Annotated in this window: 22 protein-coding genes; 10 read left to right on the top strand and 12 right to left on the bottom strand. The window is 64.9% G+C overall.

All coding sequences use genetic code 11. From position 1 onward, the window contains the following. Positions 1–69 precede the first annotated feature (69 nt). Entirely contained in the window at positions 70–2,538 is a 2,469-nt protein-coding gene (locus U5914_RS16355) for a cbb3-type cytochrome c oxidase subunit I (RefSeq protein ID WP_336136812.1), read from the bottom strand. Then, on the bottom strand, positions 2,535–3,284 hold the full coding sequence (gene coxB / locus U5914_RS16350) for a cytochrome c oxidase subunit II (RefSeq protein WP_336136811.1): 750 nt from the start codon (positions 3,282–3,284) through the stop codon (positions 2,535–2,537). Before coxB (U5914_RS16350) ends, U5914_RS16355 begins: the two co-directional genes overlap by 4 nt. 139 nt (positions 3,285–3,423) lie before the next feature. On the opposite strand from coxB (U5914_RS16350), the gene U5914_RS16345 reads away from it, so the two are divergent. Continuing rightward, entirely contained in the window at positions 3,424–3,867 is a 444-nt protein-coding gene (locus U5914_RS16345; protein WP_336136810.1) for a hypothetical protein, read from the top strand. A gap of 6 nt (positions 3,868–3,873) precedes the next feature. On the opposite strand, the gene U5914_RS16340 is transcribed toward U5914_RS16345, so the two are convergent. From U5914_RS16340 to cyoE, 3 genes are read right to left on the bottom strand one after another with little or no spacing between them, the layout of a single operon-like run. Further along, positions 3,874–4,104, bottom strand: coding sequence for an Rdx family protein (locus U5914_RS16340; protein WP_336136809.1), 231 nt, complete (start codon positions 4,102–4,104; stop codon positions 3,874–3,876). A gap of 22 nt (positions 4,105–4,126) precedes the next feature. After that, the gene (locus U5914_RS16335) at positions 4,127–4,804 is read right to left on the bottom strand and encodes a DUF7546 family protein (protein WP_336136808.1); all 678 of its coding nucleotides are present in this window, start codon (positions 4,802–4,804) and stop codon (positions 4,127–4,129) included. Beyond that, positions 4,801–6,162, bottom strand: coding sequence for a heme o synthase (gene cyoE / locus U5914_RS16330; protein WP_336136807.1), 1,362 nt, complete (start codon positions 6,160–6,162; stop codon positions 4,801–4,803). The genes U5914_RS16335 and cyoE overlap by 4 nt, the downstream gene beginning before the upstream one ends. 99 nt (positions 6,163–6,261) lie before the next feature. Between cyoE and coxB (U5914_RS16325) the strand changes: the two genes are divergently transcribed. The 9 genes from coxB (U5914_RS16325) (at position 6,262) to U5914_RS16285 (ending at position 14,423) form a co-directional block, all read left to right on the top strand. Further along, on the top strand, positions 6,262–7,020 hold the full coding sequence (gene coxB / locus U5914_RS16325; protein ID WP_336136806.1) for a cytochrome c oxidase subunit II: 759 nt from the start codon (positions 6,262–6,264) through the stop codon (positions 7,018–7,020). A 194-nt stretch (positions 7,021–7,214) separates the two neighbouring features. After that, positions 7,215–8,096 (top strand): cytochrome c oxidase subunit 3, encoded by an 882-nt coding sequence (locus U5914_RS16320; protein WP_336136805.1) that lies wholly within the window; start codon positions 7,215–7,217, stop codon positions 8,094–8,096. A gap of 129 nt (positions 8,097–8,225) precedes the next feature. Next, entirely contained in the window at positions 8,226–9,593 is a 1,368-nt protein-coding gene (locus U5914_RS16315; protein WP_336136804.1) for a hypothetical protein, read from the top strand. A 1-nt stretch (position 9,594) separates the two neighbouring features. After that, complete coding sequence (locus U5914_RS16310; RefSeq protein WP_336136803.1) at positions 9,595–9,864, top strand: hypothetical protein; 270 nt, start codon at positions 9,595–9,597, stop codon at positions 9,862–9,864. A 58-nt stretch (positions 9,865–9,922) separates the two neighbouring features. Next, positions 9,923–10,324 (top strand): DUF7541 family protein, encoded by a 402-nt coding sequence (locus U5914_RS16305; RefSeq protein ID WP_336136802.1) that lies wholly within the window; start codon positions 9,923–9,925, stop codon positions 10,322–10,324. A gap of 32 nt (positions 10,325–10,356) precedes the next feature. Then, a complete protein-coding gene (locus U5914_RS16300) occupies positions 10,357–10,659 on the top strand; it encodes a DUF6684 family protein (protein ID WP_336136801.1) in 303 nt (100 codons plus the stop codon). Between the two features lie 134 nt (positions 10,660–10,793). Then, the gene (locus tag U5914_RS16295; protein WP_336136800.1) at positions 10,794–12,581 is read left to right on the top strand and encodes a cytochrome c oxidase subunit I; all 1,788 of its coding nucleotides are present in this window, start codon (positions 10,794–10,796) and stop codon (positions 12,579–12,581) included. 93 nt (positions 12,582–12,674) lie between these two features. Beyond that, on the top strand, positions 12,675–13,916 hold the full coding sequence (locus U5914_RS16290) for an MgtC/SapB family protein (RefSeq protein ID WP_336136799.1): 1,242 nt from the start codon (positions 12,675–12,677) through the stop codon (positions 13,914–13,916). A 228-nt stretch (positions 13,917–14,144) separates the two neighbouring features. Then, positions 14,145–14,423, top strand: coding sequence for a DUF7520 family protein (locus tag U5914_RS16285; protein WP_336136798.1), 279 nt, complete (start codon positions 14,145–14,147; stop codon positions 14,421–14,423). 69 nt (positions 14,424–14,492) lie between these two features. Here the strand turns inward: U5914_RS16285 and U5914_RS16280 are convergent, their stop codons facing one another. The 7 genes from U5914_RS16280 to nuoL all read right to left on the bottom strand — a co-directional run bounded on the left by U5914_RS16280 (position 14,493) and on the right by nuoL (position 25,444). Continuing rightward, the gene (locus tag U5914_RS16280; protein ID WP_336136797.1) at positions 14,493–16,103 is read right to left on the bottom strand and encodes a long-chain-fatty-acid--CoA ligase; all 1,611 of its coding nucleotides are present in this window, start codon (positions 16,101–16,103) and stop codon (positions 14,493–14,495) included. A gap of 139 nt (positions 16,104–16,242) precedes the next feature. Then, the gene (locus U5914_RS16275) at positions 16,243–17,940 is read right to left on the bottom strand and encodes an acyl-CoA mutase large subunit family protein (protein WP_336136796.1); all 1,698 of its coding nucleotides are present in this window, start codon (positions 17,938–17,940) and stop codon (positions 16,243–16,245) included. Positions 17,941–18,010: 70 nt separating this feature from the next. Beyond that, a complete protein-coding gene (locus tag U5914_RS16270) occupies positions 18,011–18,835 on the bottom strand; it encodes a CBS pair associated ParBc domain-containing protein (RefSeq protein ID WP_336136795.1) in 825 nt (274 codons plus the stop codon). Positions 18,836–18,868: 33 nt separating this feature from the next. Further along, entirely contained in the window at positions 18,869–20,335 is a 1,467-nt protein-coding gene (locus U5914_RS16265; RefSeq protein ID WP_336136794.1) for a DHH family phosphoesterase, read from the bottom strand. Positions 20,336–20,375: 40 nt separating this feature from the next. Continuing rightward, positions 20,376–21,881: an NADH-quinone oxidoreductase subunit N gene (locus tag U5914_RS16260; protein WP_336136793.1), complete on the bottom strand. Its 1,506-nt coding sequence runs from the start codon at positions 21,879–21,881 to the stop codon at positions 20,376–20,378. Continuing rightward, positions 21,881–23,410, bottom strand: a complete 1,530-nt coding sequence (locus U5914_RS16255) for a complex I subunit 4 family protein (protein ID WP_336136792.1) — start codon at positions 23,408–23,410, stop codon at positions 21,881–21,883. Before U5914_RS16255 ends, U5914_RS16260 begins: the two co-directional genes overlap by 1 nt. Then, positions 23,411–25,444 carry an NADH-quinone oxidoreductase subunit L gene (gene nuoL, locus U5914_RS16250; protein ID WP_336136791.1) on the bottom strand — a complete coding sequence of 678 codons (2,034 nt, stop codon included), beginning with the start codon at positions 25,442–25,444 and terminating at the stop codon, positions 23,411–23,413. It abuts the gene before it with no gap.

The raw sequence follows: 25,444 nt of genomic DNA, 5'->3' as shown, positions 1-25,444 counted from the left end.
CATATTTTCCCATGTTTTTGCCCGACTGAGCGCGCCAAAGGCGCGCGAAGGAGGTGCAAAAGTGGGGCTCTAGAAGAGATAAAACAGCGGGAACAGGAACACCCAGACGATGTCGACGAAGTGCCAGTAGAGGCCGAAGTACTCGACCGGCCGGTGGTCACTCGTGTACTTCCCTTGGTAGGCGCGGACGAACAGGAAGCCGGCGACGATGAGGCCGATGATGACGTGGACACCGTGCAGGCCCGTCGTCACGTAGTAGATGGTCGCCTGCACCGGCGGACCCTTCGGGTTCTGGGTGAGCGTGATGCCGACGTCGTAGATCTCGTGGTGCCACTCCCAGCCCTTGATGCCAAGGAACGTGAAGCCGAGCAGCATCGTGGCGCCGAGACTGCCCAGCAGGCCCTTGCGGCTGTTCCGCTTTGCCGCCACTAAGGCGAGGATGACGGTAAAAGACGAGGTGAGCAGGACGAACGTGTTGATGAGGCCCGGAAGGGACTCCGGTAGCGGACTCCAGCTCCGCCAGCCCGCGTGCACGCGGATGAAGACCGCCGCCGAGATGAACGCCCCGAAGACCAGCACGTCGGAGGCGAGGAAGAACCACATCCCTAGTTTGTTCTTCTCGATGCCCTCGAACGGCCAGCGGTTGGCGACCCCCATCGGCGGCGCGTAGAAGTCCTCGAGGCCCCACTTCACGCCAGAGTAGACAAACCCGGCGATGCCGAGGACGATGAGGGTCGGATACACCGGGTTCGAGACAGCGACGCCGGCCGCACCGAGCGAGTCGCCGACCGTGAACTCGACGGCGTCGTTGAAGCCCGAAAGGCCGAGCAGGAAGACGAACGTCGCGAAACTCATCGCGAAGGGCCAGATGCTCGCGTGGGAGGGGTGTCTGTCGCCGAGGACGTAGTCGCTTGCCTCGTTGGTCGTCGCGTGTCCCCCGTCGGCCGCCGCATGGCTGCCCTCGGGTGCGTCCTCGACGAATTCGAGGTGGCCGCTGGCGTAGGAGGGTCGGCCGTCCCAGTTCTCCAGCGGTGGCGGCGAGGAGACGGCCCACTCGGCGCTGCGGGCGAACTCCCACGGCTTGTCGGGGGCGTCCTCGCCGGCGACGTAGGACTTGATGAAGTTGTAGAACATGATGAAGAAAGAAAACCCGAGCAGGAACGCGCCAACGGTCCCGGCCTGATGGGAACTCATCATTGACTGCTGGTACTCGAAGACCCGGCGGGGCGTCTGCCACGCGGTGAACATCGAGAAGTAGACGACGTTGAACCCGACGAAGAACAGGGCGAAGTGTATCTTTCCGAGGAACTCGTCGTACATCTTCCCGGTCATCTTCGGGAACCAGTAGTAGGCGGCGCCGAACAGCGCCGTCGCGCCGCCGAACATGACGTAGTGGAAGTGGGCGACGACCCAGTAGGTGCCTCGGAACTCGTAGTCCAGCACGATGGCGCCGAGGAAGACGCCGGTGATGCCGCCGAGGATGAAGAGGAGGAGCGCGCCGAACGCGAAGAGGAAGGGCGTCTTGAACTTGATTCGACCCTTCGCGAGGGTGTAGATCATCGCGAAGACCAGCAGGTCGAAGGGCAGCGAGATGCCGATGGTCGTCGCCATCATCAGCGTCTTGATTTCGAGGTTGATGGTCGTCAGGAACATGTGGTGCATCCACACGAGGAACGACTGCAGCGAGATGAGGACGATGGCGATGATGACCCATTTGCGGCCGACAAGTCGGTTGCCCGAGAACGTCTGGAACAACTCCAGCATCGCGCCGAGCGCCGGGAAGAAGACGATGTACACCTCGGGGTGGCCGAAGAACCAGAAGAGATGCCCCCACAGCAGGGAGCCGCCTTCCGTCGCCGAGAAGTAGAGGCTCCCGAGCACGCGGTCCGAAGCGAGGATGAGGCCCGTCGCCAGCAGGACAGCGAAGGCAAAAAGCATCATCCAGACGGTCGCGAGGATGGACCACGTGAACATCGGCATGTCCATCAGACCCATCCCCTCCGCGCGGGAGTGGTGGATAGTCGTCAGGAAGTTAATCGTCGAGGCGGTCACCCCCGTGACGAACATCGCGAGGGCGAGAATCGCGCCGGTCGAGCCGATAGTCGGCGTGTACGCCGGCACGTTCAGCGGCGCGTAGAGCGTCCACCCGGCGTGCATCGTTCCACCCTGGAAGAACGAGATGCCGAGCAGGACTCCCGAAAAGAGGTACATCCAGTAGGACAGCGCGTTCAATCGCGGGAAGGCGAGGTCGTCGGCGCCTATCTGGAGCGGGACCAGGTAGTTCGCGAATCCGAACGCGAAGGGGGAGAGGAACCAGAAGACCATGATGAGGCCGTGGGCGGTGACCGTCTCGTTGTAGGCCATCCCCGAGAGGACGTTCACCGTCGGGTCCCACAACTGGACGCGCAACAGCAGCGCGAGGACGCCCCCGAAAAGCAGGAAGAACGTCGAAGTGAGCAGATAGAGGATACCGATGTCCTTGTGGTTGGTCGTCAGTAGCCAGCGCTTGACAGAGCTGGCCGGCGGGAGTTCGCTCATTGGCCCTCACCTCCGCTATCGCCGCCGCTGTCGTCCGGTTCGGTCCCCGCGTACCAGTCGTCGAATTCCGATTGCTCCATGATGATTATCTCGCCGACCATCTGGGAGTGGCCGATGCCGCACAGTTCGAAACACTCGATTTGGTGGGTCCCCGTCTCCTGTGGGATGAACCACGTCGTATCCGTCTGACCCGGGATGGCGTCGGCCTTGACGTGCATCGATTGCACGCCGAGGGCGTGCCACGTATCACGGGACGTGACGTGCAATCGTATCGTCCTGTTCGCCCCCTGCGGGACTCGGAGCGTGTTCTGCTCGACGTGCCCGTTGGGGTATTCGAACTGCCAGCCGAACTGGTAGGCCGTCACCTCTATCTCCATCGTCTCGCCGCCGGCATCGATGTCCTCGGAGGGGCCCTGCTCGACGTAGAGCAGCAGGCCGTAGGAGTAGACGACGAGGCTGATGACGATGATCGCGCTGAGGCCGAACGACATGAAGAGCTTCTTGCTCTTGCCGCCTTCCTGCCCGCGCGGGAGTTCGCCGAGTTGGGGCGCGTCGAACTCCTCGTCGGTCCCGCCGTCCTCGCCGGTGTCGCGGTACTTGTACACGTGATAGAGCGTGTACGTGACGACGACGATACCGACGGTGGTACCGATAGCGAGGAAGACGAAGAATATCTCGGAGAACACCTCGGATTGAGCCCGCCAGCTCTCGGGAATCGCGTGCTCGAGCACGAGGGAATCAATCATGGTAGTTCGTGACGTGGTAACTCTTGCCGCTAGGACACACTTAGCTTTTGCGTGCCAACGGCCGGAATATGGTCCGTCGACCGTCGAAGGATATTTGTATGCTGGAAGTTACCATACCACAATAGCAGGTGTCGACAGGATGGTCACACAGGCGGTCGTCAGTACGGTGATAATGGGTCTGCTGGTCGTCAGCGTCTTCGTCGCCGTGACACGGTTGAACGCGGCGGCCACGGCCACGACGGACGGCGCGACCGTTCAGCGGTACGGCGCCACCAGCGGCCGCATGGGCGTCTCCGAACGACCGGACGTGTTGGGGGTGGTGTTCGTCCTCGTCGCGCTGCTGGCCGGGGTCGTCACCGTCGGGGCCGTCGGGGGCCTGCCCCTGCTGTCCGGCGCCAACCCGTTCGGTCTCATCATGGCCGGACTCGGCCTGCTGGTCGCCGCCTTCCTGTTTCTCGGCCCCTACACCGTGGTCCGACAGAACGACCTGAGCCACGCCCTCGGGGTCGCCGCCGGCGTCGCCGGCCTCGGTTTCGCCTTCCTCGCGCTCGTCGTCGCGCAACTGGCCTACGGCGTGGTCTGACCGGTATCAGAGCGCCGAGCGAACCGACCGAGATATCTCGTCGAGGTCGTAGTCGTCCGACGCCTTGTCGAAGACCGTCTCGCCGTCGACGCGGACCCGAAATACGCCAGCGTCGCCCGTGACCAGCGAGACCCGGTCGAGGTCCGCACCGAACGTCGACAGCAGGACCTCGGCGGTATCGGTCGCACGGTTCAGGTAGCCACACGGGACGCAGTACTCGATTTCGACCTCGCTCATACGTCCATCTACGAGCGCCCGTTTATAAGCGCTGTCGGAGCCACTCGAAGCCCGGCCGCACGGACAGCAGGACGACGGTCACGACGAAGACGACGGTACTGAGGCCGTAGGACTGTGCTGTCGCCGCCGACGCCAGCGCCGCGCCGCCTCCGACGAGCCCGCCGACCAGCGACGCGATAACGGGGAGCGTACAGGAGACACAGGAGAACAGCCCGAGAAGCCCGCCCGCGACCGCACCACGGGCTTCGACGGCCGTCGCGTAGACGAGATACGAGAGAACGGCGTAGCCGAAGGCCGTATACGGGACGATGGCGAGCCGGAGGGTGTCGCCGGCATAGAGAACCGACGGGTTCCAGCCCGGCGGCAGTTCTGCGACCTGTATCGTGAGGCCCGTCGTGACCGGCCCCGACAGACCGACGAGACCGCCGACGACCGTGAGGACGGCGAAGTACGCGACTGCAATCGCGCCGGCGACGCGTTTCGTCCGGCGACCGGCCGGGGTCGGCGACGTGCGGACCAGCGCCCACGTCCCGACGGCGAACCAGACGACCGGAAACAGCCAGACGCGGGTCGGCGTCCGGTCGGAAAGGACGGCGAAAAGCAACACGAGGACGACGAGCGTGTTGGCGACGATTCCGGCGTACAGGAGCGCGCGTTTCCGGCGGTCGTCGAGGCCCGTGAGGCGGTCGCCGAAGTTCATATTGCCAGCGCGTCGACGACGATGGCAACCAGAAGCAGTCCGAGGTAGGCGTTCGAGGCGTGGAACGCCCGGAACGCGGCGCCGTCGGTGCGCTCGCGGTGGAGTCGGACGACCGTCCAGAGGAAGACCGCCCCCACAGAGACGGTCGTCGCGGCATAGAGCCAGCCGAGGTCAGAAAGCGCCGTCAGCGCGGCGGCGCTCAGCAGAGTCGCGCCGAGATACAGCAGGATGTGTTTCCGGGTCTCGGTCTCGCCGCGAACGACCGGCATCATCGGGAAGCCGCCGCGCTCGTAGTCGTCCTTGTAGGCCAACGCGAGGTTGTAGAAGTGGGCGGGCGTCCACAGGAAGATGACCGCGGCGAGCGCGAGGCCGACGAGGCCGACCGATTCGGTCACGGCCGCGTAGCCGATAAGCGCCGGAAGCGCGCCGGCCGCACCGCCGATGACCGTGTTCTGGACCGTATTGGGTTTCAACAGCAGGGTGTAGACGACGCTGTAGAAGACGATGGCCGCAAAGCCGAGGGCGGCGACCAGCAGGTTCACCGAGAGGAACGCCCCCAGCGAGGCGACCGTCAACAGACCGCCGAAGGCCAGGGCGTTGCGGACCGGGACCTCGTGGGTCGCGACCGGCCGGTCGGCGGTCCGTTCCATCCGGCGGTCGATGTCCCGTTCGAGGACGTGGTTGTAGGTGCCCGAGGCGCCGATGGCGAGGACGCCGCCGCCCAGCGTGAGCAGGACCGTCCGAACCGTCGGCGTCCCGCCGAGGGCCATGCCGGCGCCGGCGACCAGACAGAGGAGCCACATCAGCCGCGGTTTCATCAACTCGAAGTAGGCCCACGCCGTCGCCTTCAGGCGGGCGAAGCCGGTGAGCGAGGTCGGACCGACGCCGTCGACTGGCTCGTCGGCGAGGTCCGGTTCCGGGTCGTGGACGGGCGCGTCGTCGGTGCCTGTCTCGGCTTCGAGTTGCCACGCCAACGCGAGCACGAGCGCGCCGAAGATGCTCATCGCGACGAGGAGGTGCAGTCCGCCGAAGCCGCTACCCGACGCGACGAGCGCGCCGACGGCGACCTGTGCGGGATACAGGAGAATGGCGACGCCGAGGCCGGCCTTCGCCCGGCGGTCGAGGCTTCCCCACCCGAGGAGGGCGACCGCGACGATGAGCAGGCCGACGACCCCGGCCGCCGCGCGATGGAGGAGCGCGACGAGCACGACGGGGTTGGTGAGGTCGCCGCTGCAGAAGGGCCACCCGTGGCAGGCCGCCGCCGCGTCGGCCAGCGCCGCCGTCGCGCCGACGACGACGAGAACGTAAACACCGACGACCGCCGCCGCGAGCAGCGACGTGGGGCGTTCGAAACGCATTATCTAGTCCGTTCGCCCGGGCGCACTTAGACTATACGCTTCCGAAAGTCCGCGCCGAAAGTCGGCAGTTACTTTAGCCGGTACTCCTAACCGCCGATAATGAGAGTTGCGCGCATCTTCCCGGTCGCCCTGCTGGGCTTTCTGGGCCTCCTCGCGGTCGACCCCGTCGCTGCGCAGAATTCGGTCAACGACGAGCTCATCACGGACCTCAACCTCACGCTGCTGTACGCGGCGATTCCCATCAGCATCCTGGTCGAGGCCGTGCTGATTTACGCCGTCGTCAAGTTCAGAGGCAACGACGACCCCAAGCCCACACAGGAGAACCGCCGTCTCGAAATCACGTGGACGGTCGCGACGGCCATCGTCCTACTTTTCGTCGGCTTCGCCTCCTATCAGGTGCTGGCCGTCGAGGAAGTCGGCAACCCCGTCGACAGCGAGGAGCGCCTCGAACCGACCGTTTCCGAGGACCTCGAAGGCGCCGTCGGTCCCTATCCTGACGAGGAAGACGCCGTCGAAATCGAGGTCGAGGCCTACCCCTACGCGTGGTCGGTCACCTACGAGGGAACCGAGGTGCAGACGATGAACGAGATACGAATACCGACCGACAGGCCCGTTTACTTCCACATCTACTCCAGCGAGTGGCTCCACATGCTCCACGTCCCGGACATGGGTATCAAGCAGTCGGCCTTCGTCGGCCAATATAATACGGTCAAGACCGAGGCCTACCAGACGGGCAGCTACCAGTTCTACTGTACCGAATACTGCGGCGTCGGTCACTCCCAGATGAACGGCGAGTTCATCGTCATGGAAGGCGAGGAATACGACGAGTGGCTCGAAGAACAGCAGAGCAGCGAGTAACCCGTCCGTAACCGACGGTCGGTCCCCTTTTCGGTTCCGCGTATTACGGCGTGCCCACACCTTCTGCAAGCGAACACTCCCGTAGGTCGCATACAGCCGGCTGGCAACTCAGAAGTGATAACGGAACACATGGTAGGTCGGACGGGCCGGGCGCTTTGGGAGGGTTTTTACCCCTCGACTCGAATGTGCCGCGTATGAGCGTTGAGACAGACGACGGTCACGGCCACGATGGCGGCCACGACCACCACCTTCCGGCGGTCGAGGACTGGCCGCGGGGATTCGGCGAGGCCTCGTGGTGGCCATTCATCACCGCCCTCGGCGGCGGCGGGTTCTACATCGGTGCCGCGCTGTTCGTCCTCGGACAACCCGGCAACGACGTCGTACCCCAAGCACTCGGACCGATAGTCTTCATCCTGAGCACGTTCGCGTTCCTCACGGGACTGTACGGCTGGCTATACCACACCTTCATCGTCGACTTCTGGTCGGGCGAAGCCGCCGACTACGGCTTCCCGTTGAAACTGACGATGCTGCTGTTCCTCGCGACCGAAGTCGCCACGTTCGGTGCCGGCTTCATCTACTACTTCTTCATCCGCGGGTCGGCCGTCTGGAACGAGGAAGCACTCCCCGAACTGGTCGTCTCCGGTGACGTCCTCAGTTCGCTCGTCATCATCAACACCCTCATCCTGATCGCCAGTTCGATCACCATCCACTACGCCCACCACGCACTGTTGGCTGGCAACCGCAAGCGATTCGTCCGCCTGCTTGGGACCACGCTCCTGCTCGGTATCGTCTTCCTCGGCGGGCAAGTCTACGAGTACTACGAGTTCATCGTCCACGAGGGCTTTACGCTCACCGAGGGCGCCTACGGGTCGGCCTTCTACGGGCTGACGGGCCTCCACGGGCTCCACGTCGGCCTCGGGGCGGTCCTCATCAGTATCGTCTTCATCCGCTCGCTCTTCGGCCACTACTCGGCCGACAAGCACGTCTCGGTCAGTACGGTCTCGATGTACTGGCACTTCGTCGACATCGTCTGGGTCTTCCTCGTCGTCGTCCTCTACGCCGGCGCTATCCTCTAACACCGACGGAGAATTGAGACGGTTGTCGGACCTTTTCTGCAACGCGCTGCCGAACAGGGGCGACCGTTCCTGCCGGACGGTCGGCCACGTTTCGCAAGGTACTCCAGACCCCGCTACCAAATCGGGATAATGAGCCGCCGTCGTCGCCTCGCGCTCGTTTCAGTCGGCGTCCTGTTCGGTCTCGTCGGGTCGGCCGCCGCCCACGGCGCCGGCCTCGCCAGCGCCCCCGACCGCGGGTCGGACGTGCCGACGTGGCTCTTCCTCCTGACCGGCGGCGGCGTCATCGGCGCCTCGTTCCTGCTCGCCTCGTTCGTCACCGACCGGTCGTTCATGCGATATCTCCATCGCTCCCGGGGCAGGTGGTCGCCACCCGCCCGAAAGACGATTCGACGACTCGGGGGCGCCGTCGGCGTGGTCGGGCTCGCGTTCGTCCTCATGGTCGGCTTCGTCGGCCCCCGGGAGGCGCTGTACAACGCCGCCGTCCTCGTCGTCTGGGCCGGCTGGTGGTCCGGCTACGCGATGACGACCTATCTGGTCGGCAATAGCTGGCCGCTTTTCAACCCGTGGCGCGCCGTCGCCGAGATACTGCCCTCGCTGGACCGCCCCTATCCCGACCGGTTCGGCGCGTGGCCGGCCGTCGTCGGTCTGCTGGGACTCGTCTGGCTGGAGGTCGTCAGCCCCGTCGCCGACCAGCCGCGGTTCCTGGCGAGCGTCGTGGTCGGCTACACCGGCCTCACGCTCGCGGGCGCGGTGGTCTTCGGCCCCGGAACGTGGTTCGAGACCGTCGACCCGATCGCCCGCGTGTTCCGGTATTTCGGCCGGGTCGCACCGCTCTACTACGACGGGGGGCTCCGCCTTCGGCTCCCGGGGGCGGGCCTCGACGATGTACGCCTCGTGTCGGACCGAAGCGAGGTCGGGTTCGTCGTCGCCATCCTCTGGGTGACGACCTACGACGGCCTCGTCGCCACGCCGCCGTGGCGCCGCTTCGCCGTCGCGGTCGTCGAGGCCGGCGTCCCCGCACACCTGCTGTATCCGGTTTCGCTCGCCGTGGGCTACGCCGTCTTCCTCGGCGTCTTCCGGGTCGCCGCCGTCTACAGCAAGCGCCACGCGCGGACCTACCGTCCCGTCGCGGAACTCGCCCGGCGCTTTGCCCCGCCGCTTTTGGCCATCGCCGCCGGCTACCACCTCGCGCACTTCCTCGGCTACTTCGTCGAGTTGTCGCCGGCGCTGGTCGGCACGCTGACGGCGCCGCTTTCGCCCCCGGACCCGGTCGCGGTCGTGCTGCCGTCGTGGTTTACGGGCGTCGAAATCGCCTTCGTCATCGTCGGCCACCTGCTGGCCATCTGGGCCGCCCACGCCGCCGCCTACGACGTCTTTCCCGGCAAACTGCAGGCCATCCGGAGCCAGTACGCCATCACGCTGGCGATGGTCTGCTATACGATGCTCAGCCTCTGGATCGTCACCCAACCCTATGCGACACCACCGTACGTCTCCTGAGATGTCCGAAGACAGCTACACACCGCCGCCGGACGCGCCCGAACAGCCGGCCACCTGTGACTACTGTGGCGAGCAGTTCGTCGACGAGGAGTTGCTCGCGCTCCATCACGGACTGGCCCACGAAGAGGAACTGAGCGAGGCCGAAACCGATGCCTACCGGGCGGCCCGGGAGACCGAACGCGACGAGATGCGACTGTTCCGTCTCAAGGCGCTGGCCGCGCTCGTCGCCATCTACTTCGGGTTCATCTTCGTCTACGCGTTCGTCATCTAAAAGCGGTCTCGGAGGCCGGAACCGACGGCCATTTCAGGCGGTAGTCCAACGAACACGCATGGAAGCGGAACCGGAACCGGGCATCTCCGAACGCTACGAGAAAGCGAGCGCGTGGCCGCTCGTCGTCGTCTTCGGCCTCGTTCTCAGCGAAATCGGAATCCTGTTCAACCTTTACCCCGTGTCGGTCGCCGGCCTCATCATGTTCGTCGGCAGCGTCGCGGGCATCGTCCACGAGGCGGGATACGTGGTCCGACCGTGGCGACTCCTCTCGGGGCTCGGGGTCGCGCTGGTGGTCGTCGGCATGCTCATCGTCTCGACGCAGGTCGACGGCGGCGTCTCGGCCTATCTCTCGCAGGCGGCCGTCGCCAACCAGATCAGCCAGCGCGGCTTCACCATCGGCGCGACGGGCGCGGTCGTCGCCGTCGCCGGGGTCGTCCTCCCGCGCGTCCTGAATCAGTAATCTCTTAGTATGTCTACCCAAACCCACGAACAATGAGTGAGCGAACCTTCGACCGGGATACCCTGCTCGACCTGTCGGTCAACGTCATCCCGCTCGCGATCCTTCTGTTCTTCGTGGTGCTGTACGCGGTTGTCGCACCGTTCCCACAGAACTCGGTCGTCCTTGCGGTTCAGGTGTCCATCATCTCGATAACCGGACTGGCGCTGGCGCTTTTGACCTACTACTCCGGGAAGGCCATCAGCACCGCCGAAGACGAGACGGACGAGCCGATTCCCCCCGGCTACTCCGAGACCGACGCCGAGGTCGCCGGTATGCCCGGCCACGAAGACGAATAACGCGTCGAGACTCGCGAGCCGTCGTTCGAAGTCCTCGCCTAGTTTCACCGAACGCCGAGTCGAGGTTTTCCGGCAGGGCGGCGACATAACGCAACCTTTCTTTACCCTTGGTCCTACACCTCGCATAGATACACATGGCTGCAGAACAGCTTGCGCTAACGGTTCTCATGGGGGTACTCCTCATCGCGGTCTTCGCGTTGGTGGCCCGCATCGAGAACTGGCGCAGTTACACTCCGCTGGCGAGCGGCGAGGCCGCGAGCGCAGCGGGCCACGGCCACAAGCCGCCGGGCATCGCACGCTGGTTGACGACGGTCGACCACAAGGACATCGGCATACTGTACGGCACCTACGGCGTCATCGCGTTCATCTGGGGCGGCGTCGCCGTCCTGTTGATGCGCATCGAGTTGTTCACGCCGGGGACGAACCTCATCGAACCCTCGTTCTACAACGCGCTGTTGACGAGTCACGGCATCACGATGCTGTTCCTCTTCGGGACGCCCATCATCGCCGCATTCTCGAACTACTTCGTGCCGTTGCTCATCGGCGCCGACGACATGGCGTTCCCGCGTATCAACGCCATCGCGTTCTGGCTGCTTCCGCCGGGCGCGCTGCTCATCTGGGCCGGCTTCTTCGCGATGCCGCTGGATATCGGCATCGGTCCCGCCGAGACATCGTGGACGATGTACGCCCCGCTGTCGGTCAGCCAGCCGAACCCCGGCGTCGACCTGATGCTGCTGGGCCTGCATCTGACCGGCGTCTCCGCGTCGATGGGTGCGATCAACTTCATCGCGACCATCTTCACCGAGCGCGGCGACGACGTCACGTGGGCTAACCTCGACATCTTCAGTTGGACCATCCTCACCCAGTCCGGCATCATCATCTTCGCGTTCCCGCTGCTCGGCAGCGCACTCATCATGCTGCTGCTCGACCGGAACTTCGGGACGACGTTCTTCGCCGTGGAGGGCGGTGGACCCATACTCTGGCAACACCTCTTCTGGTTCTTCGGCCATCCGGAAGTGTACATACTCGTGTTGCCGATGATGGGACTGGTCTCGTGGATACTACCGAAGTTCGCCGGTCGGAAGCTCTTCGGCTTCAAGTTCGTCGTCTACTCGACGCTGGCCATCGGTGTGCTCTCCTTCGGCGTCTGGGCCCACCACATGTTCGGCAGCGGGATGGACCCCCGAATCCGGGCGTCCTTCATGGCGACGTCGCTCGCCATCGCGATACCCTCCGCAGTCAAGACGTTCAACTGGATCACGACGCTGTGGAACGGGAACGTCCGCCTGACAGCGCCGATGCTGTTCTGTCTGGGCTTCGTCTCGAACTTCGTCCTCGGCGGTATCACCGGCGTCTTCCTCGCGGCGATTCCGGTCAACCTCATCCTCCACGAGACGTACTACGTGGTCGGCCACTTCCACTACGTCGTCATGGGGATGATCGCATTCGCCGGCTTCGGGGCCGTCTACTACTGGTTCCCCATCGTCACCGGGAGGATGTACCAGCGCACCCTCGCGAAGTGGCACTTCTGGCTGTCGATGATCGGCGTCAACATCACCTTCTTCGCCATGCTCATCGCCGGCTACCTCGAGATGCCGCGCCGGTATGCGACCTACGAGTTCGACCCCGCGCTGGCGCCGCTGGCCGAGATCACGCTGCTGCACCGCGCGATGACCGTCGGTGCGGTCCTCATCGCCATCGGGACGGTCATCTGGCTGTGGAACATCGTCCAGTCGTGGCTCGAAGGCCCCGAAATCACCGACCCCGACCCGTGGGACACCAAGCAGTACGGTCTCCACGGCCGTGAATTCGCGTGGTTCGAGGACCAACTCGCCGAGGACGGCCTGCTGGCCACGACCGACGGCGGCGACGAGGAGGTCGCGACCGACGGCGGGACCGACGACGGCGAACACGACGACTGACCGACGGGACGTTATTTTTTGGACGCGGACGCGTCGCTCTACGGCGTCTACCTCCCGAAGTTTGACATCCGAGGGCGGTGAAGGCCGACAGGTATGGCCGAACCCATCGTCGACCCGGTACTTCTGCGTATCTTCATCGCGTTCGGCCTCGGTGCCCTTATCGGCCTCGAACGGGAGCAGGCCGAGTCGGGCGGTTCCTTCGCCGGAAGTCGGACGTTTCCCCTCTTTGCACTCATCGGCGCGATTTCGCAGGCGTTCTTTCCGGGACTGTTGCCGACGGCGCTGCTCGCGCTCGTCGTCCCACTGACCGTCGCCTACGTCGCGAAGGTCCTGACCGAACACGACATCGGACTCACGACGCTGGCGGCGGCCATCCTCACCCTCCTGCTGGGAGCGTTGACGGCCCACTCCGAGCGCGGGGCCGTCTTCGCGATCGTCATCGGTGGTATCGTGACCGCTCTCCTTTCCGCGAAGCCGACGATACACGGCTTCGTCGACCGGGTCGACGAAAGCGAACGCCGCGCCACGCTCAAGTTCGTTCTCGTCGTGTTCGTCGTCCTGCCGCTGCTTCCGGACCGCGAACTGGCCGTCCTCTACGGGGTGAACCCGCGATTCGTCTGGCTCATGGTGGTGTTCGTCACCGGCCTCAGTTTCGTCGCGTACATCTTGAATCGCGTTATCGGTGCCAGACATGGAATCGCCCTGACGGGCATCCTCGGCGGGTTCGTCTCCTCGACGGCGACGACGGTCTCGATGGCCGAACGGACGAGCGAGGCACCCGACATCTATCGAATCAGTTCGTTTTCAGTCATCGTCGCGTCGGTCGTCATGTTCCCGCGGGCGCTCGTCGAGGTCGCCGTCGTCAACCCGGCCTTGCTTTCCCACGTCGTCGTGCCGCTCGGGGCGATGACGGTCACGGGCTTGCTGATGGCGGGCATCGGCTACTGGCGTTCGACCCTCGAACCGACGATCGAAGCAGACCTCGAGAACCCGTTTCGACTCCAGCCGGCGCTGTTTTTCGGGGCGGTCTTCGCCGCGGTGCTGTTGGCATCGCAGTTCGCCAACTCGCGGTTCGGGGACGCGGGCATCTACGCGACGGCGTTCTTCTCGGGGCTCGCGGACGTCGATGCGATCACGCTCACGCTGAGCACACTCGCCGCAGACGGCGAGACGTCCCCGGCAGTCGCGACGACGGGCATCGTCATCGGCGCTATCGCGAACACGCTTACGAAGGTCGGACTCGTGTGGGTGCTCGGAACCCGACAACTCGGCGAACGGGTATCAGTAGCACTCGGCATCGTCGCAGTTGTAGGTATCGTCGTCGTGTTGCTCTGATAGCCGCTCGAAACGGCGACGGGAAAGTTATATCGACGTCAGCACCAGAATCAGCCCGGTCGCTGCCATGAGCAATGCGACTCCGACGAGGACGAAAAGCAGGTACTCCTTTTCGGTGAACTCCCGACGCTCTTGGGCCATAGTGGTCGTTGGGAACACCGCGCCAAAAGGGTTTCAGAACGACTTCGATTCCGAAGGCTCATCGGCCCGGCCGACGTACCGACAGCCGTGACGGAAACCGACACCGAAGGCTTCGGCGGCCACCGTATCATCATCTTCCTCTACGTCGTCGTCGTGAGCATCGCCGGCTTCATGGGCGCCGTTCTCGGGAGTATCGGGCTTCGGGACCTCGAAGCGGTCTCGTTTCTCGGATTGGTCACCTTCCAGCCGACGCCGCTGGGGCTGGCGGCGTTCGGGATGACGGCGATCGGGACCACGCTCGGCGTCCTGCTTTTGCTCGTCGTCGGCGTGTCGCGCCGCTACGTCGACGGCGACGCCGCGGAATAAAACGAATCGGGGCCAGATCCGCGAGGGGGCCGTCCGAGCGACGACCGAACGCACCGAGGTCGGAGCCGACTATCCCTGTCCGACCATCCGGTCTTCGTCGTCCCACTCTTCCTTCCGGAGTTCGTACTTCTGGACCTTGCCCGTCGCCGTCGTGGGCAGTTCCTCGACGAACTCGATACGGCGGACCGTCTTGTAGGACGCCAGTTCCTGTCGCGTGAACGCGACCAGTTCGTCCTCGGTGATGCCGGGGTTCTCGGGGTCGCCGCTGGCCGGGACGACGAAGGCCTTCGGCGTCTCGCCCCACTCCTCGCTGGGCGAGGGGATGACCGCCACGTCGTCGACGGCCTCGTGTTCGAAGAGGGTATCCTCCAGTTCGATGGAGGAGATGTTCTCCCCGCCCGAGATGATGATGTCCTTCTTGCGGTCCTGAATCGAGATCATCCCGTTTTCGTCGATGGTCGCGAGGTCGCCCATGTGGTAGTAGCCCTCGATGCGGTCGTTGAAGGCCTCCTCGGTGGCTTCGGGCTTTTCCCAGTAGCCCTCCATGACCTGATTGCCGCGGACGACGATTTCGCCGATTTCGGTGCCGTCGTTGGCCACGTCGTTGCCGTCCTCGTCGACGACCCGAACCTCGGTGCCGAGGTAGCCGAGGCCCTGCTTTTTCTTGACCGCGAAGCGGTCGGCGCTGTCGGCCTCGAAGTGGCGGCGTGCGTCGGAGGTGGTGATGAGCGGCCCCGTCTCGGTCGCGCCGTAGACGTGTTTGAGATACCAGCCGAACTCGTCTTCGACGGTCCGGATGGTCGCCTCGGGCGGTGCGCTCCCGGCGGTCGCGACCCGAACGTCGCGGGTCCCGGTCGTCTCGGGGTCGTGTTCCTCGTAGTAGCTGATGAGTTGGTTGAGGACGGTCGGCGCCGCACAGAAGTACGAAACGTCCTCGGTGGTGATAGCGTCGAATATATCCTCGGTGTCGACCCCCCGGGTACAGACGTGCTTGGCGCCGAGACCGGTGATGGCGTAGATGTGGCCCCAGCCGTTGACGTGGAACATCGGCAGCGTCCACAGGTAGGTGTCGTCGTCGGAGATCTCCTGATGGATGGAGACGAGGTAGGCGTGGAGGCTCTCGGCCCGGTGGGTCCGCATGACGCCCTTCGGGTCCCCGGTCGTGCCGGAGGTGTAGTTGATGGTGATGACATCGTCTTCGTCCATCTCCGGGCGGTCGTAGTCGCCGTCGTTGTCCAGCCACTCCTCGAAGTCCTCCCAGTCGCCCTCGACGGCGTCGGGGTCGTTGGTCACGAACAGGTCGGTCGGGACCTCATCGCGTATCGCTTCGATCTTGTCGGCGTACTCGTAGTCGGCGTAGACGGCCGACACGCCGGCGTTCTCGAGGATGTACTCGAAGTCGTCGGGCGTCAGCCGGTAGTTCAGCGGTGTATGAACCGCGCCGACCTGCATCGTCCCGTAGGCGGCCTCCAGATGGAAGTGCGTGTTCGGGTCCAGCACGGCCACTCGGTCGCCCTTCTCGATGCCGCGTTCCTGCAGAGCGGCCGAAAATCGGTCGGCCCGCTCTCCGAATTCGGCGTAACTGTATCGCTCTCCCGTCGTCGCCACGACCGCTTCCTCGTCGGCGTAGTGGCGCCGAGCGCGATCGAGGAAGTCGGTCACGAGCAATGGCTTGTGCATGCATCGCAACGTACAGAAGGAAACGCGTTAACTGTTTTGTGACGGCGCCATTCACATCAACTGAAAATAAACGTCCTGTGTATAGGCATCAACCGCCTGCATCGGACAAGACAGGCCTACGAACGGTCGTGAAGGCGAGTCAGGCGAGTCCGATCTTCTCCTGATAGGCGCCGTGGTGCTCTTCGAAGACCGCCATAATCTCGCCCATCGTGGCGTAGGCTTTCACCGCATCGATGATAGCGGGCATGACGTTCTCGTCGTTCTCGATTGCCTCGGAGATGTCGTCGAGGGCGTCTTCGACCGCCGCGTCGTCCCGTTCGTCCTTGACCTCCTCGAGTCGGTTCAACTGGCGGTCCCGCGTTTCGGGGTCGACCTGCAGGATGTCCGTATCCGGATCCTCGTTGATCTGGTATTCGTTGACGCCGACCACGGTTTCCTTGCCTGCATCGACGCGCTTCTGGTACTGGTAAGAGGCCTCCTGAATCTCACGGTGGAAGTAGCCCTGTTCGATGCCCTCCAGCACGCCGTCTCGGACGGAGCCGTCGCCCATTTCCTTGATTTCCTCGATGTAGGCCATGATTTCGGCCTCCATCTCGTTGGTCAACTTCTCGATGGCGAACGAGCCACCCATCGGGTCGACGATGTCGGCGATGCCGGATTCCTCGGCGAGAATCTGCTGGGTCCGAAGCGCCACCCGGACCGCGTCTTCGCTCGGCAGCGCCAGCGCCTCGTCGTAGCTGTTCGTATGGAGGCTCTGGGTGCCGCCCAGCACCGCGGCCATCGCTTGCACCGTCGTCCGGACGATGTTGTTCAACGGCTGTTGAGCGGTCAGACTCTGGCCGGCCGTCTGCGTGTGGAATTTGAGACGCTTGGCAGCGTCGGTCTCCGCGCCGTACCATTCTTCCATCACCCGTGCCCAGATGCGACGGGAGGCGCGGAACTTGGCAATCTCCTCGAAGATGGAATTGTGCGAGTTGAAGAAAAACGAGAGGAGCGGTGCGAACTCGTCGACGTCCATGCCGCGGTCCAGACAGTCCTCGACGTACGCAAAGCCGTCCGCCAGCGTAAACGCCGCTTCTTGAGCGGCCGTCGACCCGGCCTCCCGGATGTGGTAGCCCGACACCGACACCGGGTGGAGTTTCGGCGTCTCCTCGACGGCGAACTCGATGGTGTCCGTGACGACGTCAAGGGAGGGTTCCGGCGGAATCACCCACTCTTTCTGGGCGATAAATTCTTTCAGCATGTCGTTCTGGAGGGTGCCGCGAACCTCCTCGCGCGGCACGCCCTGCTGGTCAGCCAGCGCGATGTACATCGCATAGATGACTGGCGCGGAGGGATTGATGGTAAACGAAGTGGAGATTTCACCGATATCGATGCCGTCGAACAGAATCTCCATGTCTCGAAGCGTATCGACGGCCACGCCTTCCTTGCCGACCTCACCCTCGCTCATCGGGTGGTCCGAGTCGATACCCATCAGACTCGGCATGTCGAACGCAGTAGAGAGACCCGTCTGGCCCTCGTCGATGAGGTAATGGAACCGCTCGTTGGTCTCCTCGGCCGTCCCAAAGCCCGCGAACTGCCGCATCGTCCACGTCCGACCACGGTACATCGTCGGATACACCCCACGGGTGTAGGGCGGTTCGCCCGGAAGGCCGAGGTCCTCGTCGTAGTCCATCTCGGCGATGTCTTCCGGCCCGTACAGGCGGTCGACCTCGTGATTCGACACCGTCACGAAGTCGTCCTTCCGCTCGCCGCGCTCCAAAAACGGTTCAAGGGTCTCGTCTTCCCACCGCTCCCGCTCGCCACGTATCTCCGCTAAATCCTCCTCGTCGAACATACCAACAGTATCGGATGGACCAGATATGAAGGTTGGCGTCCGACCGAACCCGAACGCCCTGGAAGCCGTCCTACTGGTCTTGATTCCCCTGAAGCCGTTTGGTCGTCTCGACGAGCGGGTGGTGGGCGTAGTCGACCTCCTGGATGTCGTCGATGGATTCGAGATTGCCCTTCCGTGCCGTCTCGGCCATCCCCAACTCGACGCGTTCGTCGAGAACGATGACGTAGGCGTCAATCTCGTCGATTCCGAGCCTGTCGGCCGCCTTGACCCGGTGGTGGCCGTCCGCCAGCAGGAGTTCGCCCGCGTTGTCGATGACAACGAGCGGTTCTGCGAGGCCGTTCTCGAGTTCGTAGGTCCGGCCTTCGAGTTCGTCCGTGTACACCTTCGTCTGGGTCGGGGTCAACTCCGAGAGCTGGACCGTTCGGCGCTCCTCGGTCGTGCCGACGCCGTGGATGCTTTCGAGGGTCCGCATCAGTTTGCCGACCTTCTCGGGGGTCGCACGCTCGATCTGCGAGCGGATTACATCCGCATTGGAGATGATACCGACGAGATTGCCGGCGTCGTCGACCACCGGGAGCCGCTGGATGCCGGACCGAAGGATGACGCGGGCGGCATCGGTTATCTTCATGTCGGGGTGGGCGACGATGATGTCCTCGGTCATCACCTTGAAGATGGGTTCGGGGTCGTCGGCGAGCAGCAGGTCCCGTGCGCTGACGAACCCATCGACATGGCGGCCGTCACAGACCGGAAAGCCGCTGTGTGCGTCGCTGTCGGCGATTCGTTTGGCTACATCGCCGACGGTGTCGTCCGGCGACACCGTATCGACATCGCGGGTCATGTAATCGGCCACCCGCGGCTTGTTCTCGTGGAGGTCGTCTTCGGGCTCGTCGTCCATCGTACTGACGAACGGACCGACGCCGCAAAAAGCTCACTCACCGAGGTCGTCGGTGCCGAGGAAGTCGGCGTAGACCGCCGTCGCCGGACGGTTCAACTCGATGCCCAGCGTCTCGAAGAACCGCTCGGTGATGACCTCCTCGATGACCTCGCCGCGGTCGGCCTCGTCGTCCTCCTCGACGAGCATGCCGACGGGAATCTGGGCGCCCGCCATCTCCGCGTGGCCGCCGGCACTCCCGATCTGTCCGAAGGCGTCCCGGAGCGCCTCGCCCAAGTCGAGGTCCGTCCCCCGCGAGCGCGCCGACGCGTAGACGGTCTCCTCGGTATAGCCGAACACGAGCGTCGTCGAGATACCGTCCATCTCGAGGAGTTTGTCGGCCGCCTGTGCGAGGGCGTCACGGTCGCTTATCGGACCGACGCCGGTCGTCAGGACGTCCTCCTCGACGCGCCGGTTGGCGATGGCTGCGGCGACGGTTTCGAGCGTATCGGCGGTCACGCTCGGGGATTCGATACGCTGGAGCGCGCTGCTGTCGGCGCGGTCGACCAGTCGGGCCGCCGCCTCGAAGTCGTGATCGACCACTTCCCGGCTGAAATCGTCCGTGTCCGTCTGTATCCCGTAGAGCAGTCCCGTCGCGATATCGGCGGGCGGTTCGATACCCAACTGGTGGAAATACCCCTCGATGAGCGTGCTCGTCGACCCCATGCTACTGCGGAGGTCGACGAAGCGCGCTTCGACGGGGGCCCGCGGCGGGTGATGGTCGATGACGATATCGACCGGCGTCGACTCCGGGAGGCCGTCGTTGATGCCGGGGCGGGAGTGGTCGACCAGTGCAAAGCCCGCGAACTCCTCGACGAGGTCCGTTTCGGGCGTCAGGTTTCGGAGGTCGTACTCCAGAAGGTTGACCAGCGCACGATTTTCCTGATGGTTGATGTTCCCGTAGTAACAGGGGGTCGCATCGGTGCCGGTCGCCTCCGCGAGTCGCGTCAACCCGACCGCCGAGGCGATGGCGTCCGGGTCCGGGTTGTCGTGGGCGACGACCGCGAGCGTCCCGTCGATATCCCGGAGGATTCGCTTGAGCTTTCGCATCCGGACGCCCTTTTTAGCCGCCCGCTCGACCACGTACTCGCTCGTCTCGTCGGCCGCGTCGACGGTCCGGTCGACGAGGTCCGAAACGGCGGCACGGTCGGCCGCGGTGGCTCCCGAATCGATACACGCAAGCAAGAACGCGTCCGGGTAGGCCTCGCTGGCGAGGCGCGCCAGCGGGAGCAGGCGGTCGGCCTCGTCTGGCGCGAGGACGACCGAATCGACGGTGCCGGCGACGGTCCGGAGCCCATCGGGGTCGGTCCGTTCGAGCGACCGCGCGTCGATACCCTCCTCGCGGAGCGACCGCGCGCGCCGCTCGTCGTCTTCGAGGACCACGAGCAACGGCTCCGGACGGCGGGCGAGGCGCTCGACGAGCGGTAAGCCGGTCGACCCACACCCCAGCACCAGCCGATGCATGCGTATCGCTGCGGGCGGGAACGTCTAAAACGTAGGGAAGTTACCCCTGCAGGACCGCCGCGGCGGCGTCGAAGGCCGCCGTGTCGAAGACGGCGAGGCCCGGCAGCAGAGCGACGGTCATGACCGCAGCGATGAGCAACGCCGCGTACAGCGCCGTCGGATAGCTCCCGAGTTCGAGCGGTTCGTCGGCCTCTTCGAGCCACATCGCCTTGACGACGCGGCTGTAATAAAAGAGGCTCAGCGCGCTGTTGACCGCGCCCACGAGGGCGAGCCACCAGACGCCGGCACCGACCGCGCCCGCGAAGAGGTAGTACTTCGAGACGAAGCCGCCGCCGACCGGCAGGCCGGCCAGCGAGAACAGGAAGACGGTCATCGCGACACAGGCCATCGGCGCCTCCTTGGCGAGGCCGTTATAGTCGCGGAACGTGCGACCGACGTCCCAGTACTCGACGAGGGCGATGAACAGGAACGCGCCCGTGTTCATGAAGCCGTAGACGAGCAGGTGAATCATCCCGGCCCCGAGGACGGTCGATTCCGTCCCCGGACCGCCGATGCCCGTCAGGGCACCCAGCGCGATGAGGACGTAGCCGGCGTGGCCGATACTCGAATACGCGAGCATCCGCTTGACGTTCTCCTGGGTCGCCGCGGCGAAGTTACCCACCGTCATCGTGACGACGGCGAGAATCTGGAAGGCGAGCACCCAGTCGATGGCGTAGGCGCTGCCGGCGACTACATCGATGGGGAAGGCCACCACGAAGACGCGGAAGGCCACCACGAAGCCGGCGGCCTTCGAGGCCGACGAGAGGAACGCCGCGACGGGCGCGGGCGCGCCCTCGTAGGCTTCGGGCGCCCAGAAGTGGAACGGCACCGAGGCCGTCTTGAAGGCGAAGCCGCCCAGCACCATCAGGACGCCGATGCCGAAGACGCCGGGGAACTCCGCAGCAGCCGTCCGGGTCGCGAGGGCCACGTCGGTCAACAGGAGGCTGCCGGTCGTCGCGTAGATAAGCGAGATGCCGTAGACCAGAATGGACGACGACAGCGCGCCGATGAGGAAGTACTTCAGGCCGGCCTCGACCGACCCGCGGTCGTGCTTGAGGTAGGCAACGAGCGCGTAGGAGGGCAGCGAGGCCAACTCCAGCGAGACGAAGACGACGGCGAGGCTGTTGGCGGAGGCCATGATGGACATGCCGGTCGCCGCCAGCAGCATGAGCAGGTAGTACTCGGCCTTGTGTCCGAGGTCGCTGATGTAGTTGACCGAGGCGAGCGAAACGAGCGCCGTCACGCTCCCGAAGATGAACGTGAACAGCAGGCTCATCCCATCGACGACCAGTTGGCCGCCGAACAGTTCGACGCCGCCCTCGGCGGTACCGGCAAGCAGCATGATGCCGGAAAGCGCCATCGCGACGACCGAACCGGCGACCGTGATGACCGCAAGCGGTGCGTGGTGGGTACTTTTCGGGTCGATAGCGTCGACGACGAACAGCGCCAGTGCCGCGACGGCAAAGGCGCCCGCCGGTGCCAGCAGCCAGTTGCTCAGGAACTCCATTAGAGGTCACCTCCGAGGTCGATAACGTCGATTGTGGCGTCCCGAATCATCTCGAAGAAGATGTCGGGCGCCGTCCCCAGCGCGATGATGAGGAGCACGAGCGTCACCAGCGGCACGACGTCGTGGAGGGCCGCGGGCGTGATCTCGTAGTCCGTTTCGAGTCGGAACGGCCCGAACAGCGACCGCTGCATCGCCCACAGCAGGTAGCCGGCGACGATGACGATGCCGAACATTGCGACCGCCGTGAACAGCGGCGCGGCCGGCAGGACCGTCGACTCGAAGGCGCCGAGGAAGATGAACAGTTCCGCGGCGAAGCCGGCCATCAGCGGCAGGCCCATGTAGCCGAACGCGCCGGCGACGAAGACGCCCGACGTGATGGGCATCTTGTCGGCCATACCGGACATATCGCCGACCATGCGCGTGTGGGTCGTGTTGTAGATGACGCCGACCGTCATGAACAGCAGCCCCGAGATGAGGCCGTGAGCGATCATCTGGAAGGTCGCGCCGCCGACGCCGTAGACGGTGTAGGCGACGAGTCCGAGGATGACGTAGCCCATCGACGACACGGAGGAGTACGCAACGATGCGCTTGAGGTCCGACTGTGCCAGCGCGAGCATCGCACCGTAGATGATCGAGATAACGGCAATGGCCGCGATGGGCACCGCGAGCGTGGCGGCCTGCTCGGGCAGCATCGTGAAGTTGAACCGGAGCAGGGCGTAGGTCCCCATCTTCAGGAGGACGCCGGCCAGCATGACCGATGCGGGCGTCGGCGCCTCGACGTGGGCGTCCGGCAGCCACGTGTGGACCGGGACGACGGGCACCTTCACCGCGAAGCCGGCGAACATGGCGATGAAGGCCAGCAGGGCCAGCATCTCGGGCCCGAGCGGGCCGAGCGCGCCGAGTTGGCCGGCCCGAAGCGCCTGTGCGACCGCCGGCAGACCGGTCGAGGAGACCGCGTCGCCGAGGCCGAACAGGAGCGCGAAGTAGCCGACGAACATCACCAGCGAGGCGATGTTCGTGTAGACGAAGAACTTGATCGCGGCGTATTTCCGGCGCGGGCCGCCCCAGACGCCGATGAGGAAGTACATCGGGACGAGGACGGCCTCCCAGAAGACGAACCAGAGGATGAAATCCAGCGCGCCGAAGACGCCGATGAGGCTCGCCTCCATGAACAGCATGAGGCCGTAGAACTGGCTTTGCCGTTCGTCGATGGGCGTCCACGCGCTGAGGATGGCCGCCGACGTCAGCACCGTCGAGAGGACGACCAGCGGCAGCGAGATGCCGTCGAGCCCCATGTGGTAGTTGACCGCGTAGGGGCCGAGTTCGAGCCACTGGAAGAACGTCTCGTAGGCGATGTCGCCGCCGAGCAGGGCGTTGCCGCTGCCGTCGAAGGCGGCGTACATGTACAGCGAGACGACGAGCGGCACGAGGCTGACGCCGAAGGCGAGTTTCTTCGCGAAGCGGTTCGGGGCGACGAAGACCGCTGCGGCACCGACCAGACACAGCGCGATGAGGGCTTCGACGTACATTCAGAACCACCCCCCGAGCGCCGCGAAGGCGCCCAGCAACACGAGCAGGCCGAGAACGAGCAGTGCCACGTTGTTGGTCACGATACCTGACTGAAGCCGACGCAGGCGGTCGCCGGAGAAGAGACTCACGCTGGAGACCGCGTTGACCGCGCCGTCGATGACACCCTGGTCGAAGGCGTCGGCGATACGTGCGACGCGGAGCGTGAGGCCCTCGGCGAGCCACACCTGATACTCGTCTTGGTAGTAGTTGTGCATGAGCAGCGTCTGAATCCCGCCGAGTTTCTCTGTGTGACGGGTCGGTTCCGCACCGCGGTAGAGGAAGTAGCCCGCACCGGAGCCGGCAAGCGCCAAGCCGAGGCTGAGGCCGGCACCGAGCAGGAGCGTCCCGACTTCACCGCCGACGAGCGTCCCCGCCGAGTAGCCGGCGAAGTCGTGGGTCAACTCGCCGTAGTGGTGAGCGCTCGTCAGGAAGCCCTCGCTGGCCTCGTTGTCGAGGAACGCGTGGAGGAAGTCGACGGGCGCGCCCGTGAGTTTCTGGATGGGCAGCGGGTTGATGAAGCCGATGACGACGGCGAGGACACCCAGCACGCTGAGCGGCCCCTTGACGTTCCAGCGGACGGCGTGGGGGTCCTCGGCGATGTCCGTCCGGGGCTCACCGTGGAAGGTCAGCATGACCATCCGAAGGGTGTAGAAGCCCGTCAGGAACACGGCCGTCAGGCCCATCGCGTAGGCGCCCAACAGGAGGGGGCTACCGCCGAGGCCGTGGACGAGCGCCTCGTAGAGCACCTCGTCTTTCGACCAGAAGCCCGAGAACGGGAAGATGCCCGCCAGGGCGAGCGACCCGGCAAGGAACGTGAGGTAGGTCACGCGCATCTCGTTTTTCAGGCCGCCCATGTTCCACATGTCCTCGTCGTGGTGCATGGCGATGATGACCGACCCGGCGCCGAGGAACAGCAGCGCCTTGAACACGGCGTGGGTCGTCAGGTGGAAGAACGCGGCCACGTAGCCGCCCGACCCGAGCGCCAGCATCATGTAGCCGTACTGGCTGATGGTCGAGTACGCCAGCACCTGCTTGATCTCGTTTTTGACGAGGCCCATCGTCGCCGCAAAGAGGGCGGTGAAGCCACCGACGAAGGCGATGATGGCCAGCACCGTCGGCAACAGCGCGTAGAAGCCGTACATCCGGGCGACGAGGAAGACGCCGGCCGCGACCATCGTCGCCGCGTGAATCAGCGCGGAGACGGGCGTCGGACCTTCCATCGCGTCCGGCAGCCACGTGTGCAGCGGGAACTGGGCGGATTTGCCCATCACGCCGCCGAGCACGAGGAGGCCGAGCACCGAGAACCACGTCGCGGCGTCGAAGCCGAAGTACGTGGCCGACCCGGAGAGTGCCTCCTCGGCCAGCGCCGGGAAGCCCTCCGCGCCCGCGAACTGCGCGGTGCCGAACGTCGCCAGCACGCCGACGACGCCGACGAGGAAGAAGTAGTCACCGAAGCGGGTGACGAGGAACGCCTTCTTCGCCGCGGACGGCGGGGCGTCCTCCCGGAACCAGTGACCGATGAGCAGGAAGGAACAGAGGCCCACCAGCTCGAAGAAGATGAAGGCCATCAGGAGGTTGCTCGAGAAGACGAACGCGAGCATGCTCGCGCTGAAGAGGCCGAGGCCGGCGTAGTAGCGCGGCAGGCCGGGTTCGCCCTCGTCGTTCATGTAGCCGAGCGAGAAGATGTGAACGAGGAAGGCGATCAGCGAGACGATGACCAGCATCGACGCCGACAGCGGGTCGATGAGCACGCCGAAGGTCAAATCGAACGTCTCGGTGGCGTCGACGAACGTGTACAGCGTTTCGTTGTAGCCTTCGCCGGTCAGGGCGACGGTCCCGAGCACCACGAGCGACAGGCCGAGCGAACCGGCCGTCGCGAGGATGCCCGCGAGGGCGCCCTTCTTGGGCATCCATTTACCCGCGAGCAGGGCTACAAGGAACGACGCGAACGGGAGTGCGGCGATAGCCGGCGCGTATGCGAATACTCCTGCCAT

The organism is Natronomonas amylolytica (assembly GCF_037031205.1).
GTDB classification, from domain to species: Archaea; Halobacteriota; Halobacteria; order Halobacteriales; family Haloarculaceae; genus Natronomonas; species Natronomonas amylolytica.
This window is presented reverse-complemented; position numbering and strand designations above follow the sequence as displayed.

Coding starts and splice junctions, on each gene's coding strand:
- U5914_RS16355 (WP_336136812.1), bottom strand. CDS start 2,538: ATGAGCGAACTCCCGCCGGCCAGCTCTGTCAAGCGCTGGCTACTGACG.
- coxB (WP_336136811.1), bottom strand. CDS start 3,284: ATGATTGATTCCCTCGTGCTCGAGCACGCGATTCCCGAGAGCTGGCGG.
- U5914_RS16345 (WP_336136810.1), top strand. CDS start 3,424: ATGGTCACACAGGCGGTCGTCAGTACGGTGATAATGGGTCTGCTGGTC.
- U5914_RS16340 (WP_336136809.1), bottom strand. CDS start 4,104: ATGAGCGAGGTCGAAATCGAGTACTGCGTCCCGTGTGGCTACCTGAAC.
- U5914_RS16335 (WP_336136808.1), bottom strand. CDS start 4,804: ATGAACTTCGGCGACCGCCTCACGGGCCTCGACGACCGCCGGAAACGC.
- cyoE (WP_336136807.1), bottom strand. CDS start 6,162: ATGCGTTTCGAACGCCCCACGTCGCTGCTCGCGGCGGCGGTCGTCGGT.
- coxB (WP_336136806.1), top strand. CDS start 6,262: ATGAGAGTTGCGCGCATCTTCCCGGTCGCCCTGCTGGGCTTTCTGGGC.
- U5914_RS16320 (WP_336136805.1), top strand. CDS start 7,215: ATGAGCGTTGAGACAGACGACGGTCACGGCCACGATGGCGGCCACGAC.
- U5914_RS16315 (WP_336136804.1), top strand. CDS start 8,226: ATGAGCCGCCGTCGTCGCCTCGCGCTCGTTTCAGTCGGCGTCCTGTTC.
- U5914_RS16310 (WP_336136803.1), top strand. CDS start 9,595: ATGTCCGAAGACAGCTACACACCGCCGCCGGACGCGCCCGAACAGCCG.
- U5914_RS16305 (WP_336136802.1), top strand. CDS start 9,923: ATGGAAGCGGAACCGGAACCGGGCATCTCCGAACGCTACGAGAAAGCG.
- U5914_RS16300 (WP_336136801.1), top strand. CDS start 10,357: ATGAGTGAGCGAACCTTCGACCGGGATACCCTGCTCGACCTGTCGGTC.
- U5914_RS16295 (WP_336136800.1), top strand. CDS start 10,794: ATGGCTGCAGAACAGCTTGCGCTAACGGTTCTCATGGGGGTACTCCTC.
- U5914_RS16290 (WP_336136799.1), top strand. CDS start 12,675: ATGGCCGAACCCATCGTCGACCCGGTACTTCTGCGTATCTTCATCGCG.
- U5914_RS16280 (WP_336136797.1), bottom strand. CDS start 16,103: ATGCACAAGCCATTGCTCGTGACCGACTTCCTCGATCGCGCTCGGCGC.
- U5914_RS16275 (WP_336136796.1), bottom strand. CDS start 17,940: ATGTTCGACGAGGAGGATTTAGCGGAGATACGTGGCGAGCGGGAGCGG.
- U5914_RS16270 (WP_336136795.1), bottom strand. CDS start 18,835: ATGGACGACGAGCCCGAAGACGACCTCCACGAGAACAAGCCGCGGGTG.
- U5914_RS16265 (WP_336136794.1), bottom strand. CDS start 20,335: ATGCATCGGCTGGTGCTGGGGTGTGGGTCGACCGGCTTACCGCTCGTC.
- U5914_RS16260 (WP_336136793.1), bottom strand. CDS start 21,881: ATGGAGTTCCTGAGCAACTGGCTGCTGGCACCGGCGGGCGCCTTTGCC.
- U5914_RS16255 (WP_336136792.1), bottom strand. CDS start 23,410: ATGTACGTCGAAGCCCTCATCGCGCTGTGTCTGGTCGGTGCCGCAGCG.
- nuoL (WP_336136791.1), bottom strand. CDS start 25,444: ATGGCAGGAGTATTCGCATACGCGCCGGCTATCGCCGCACTCCCGTTC.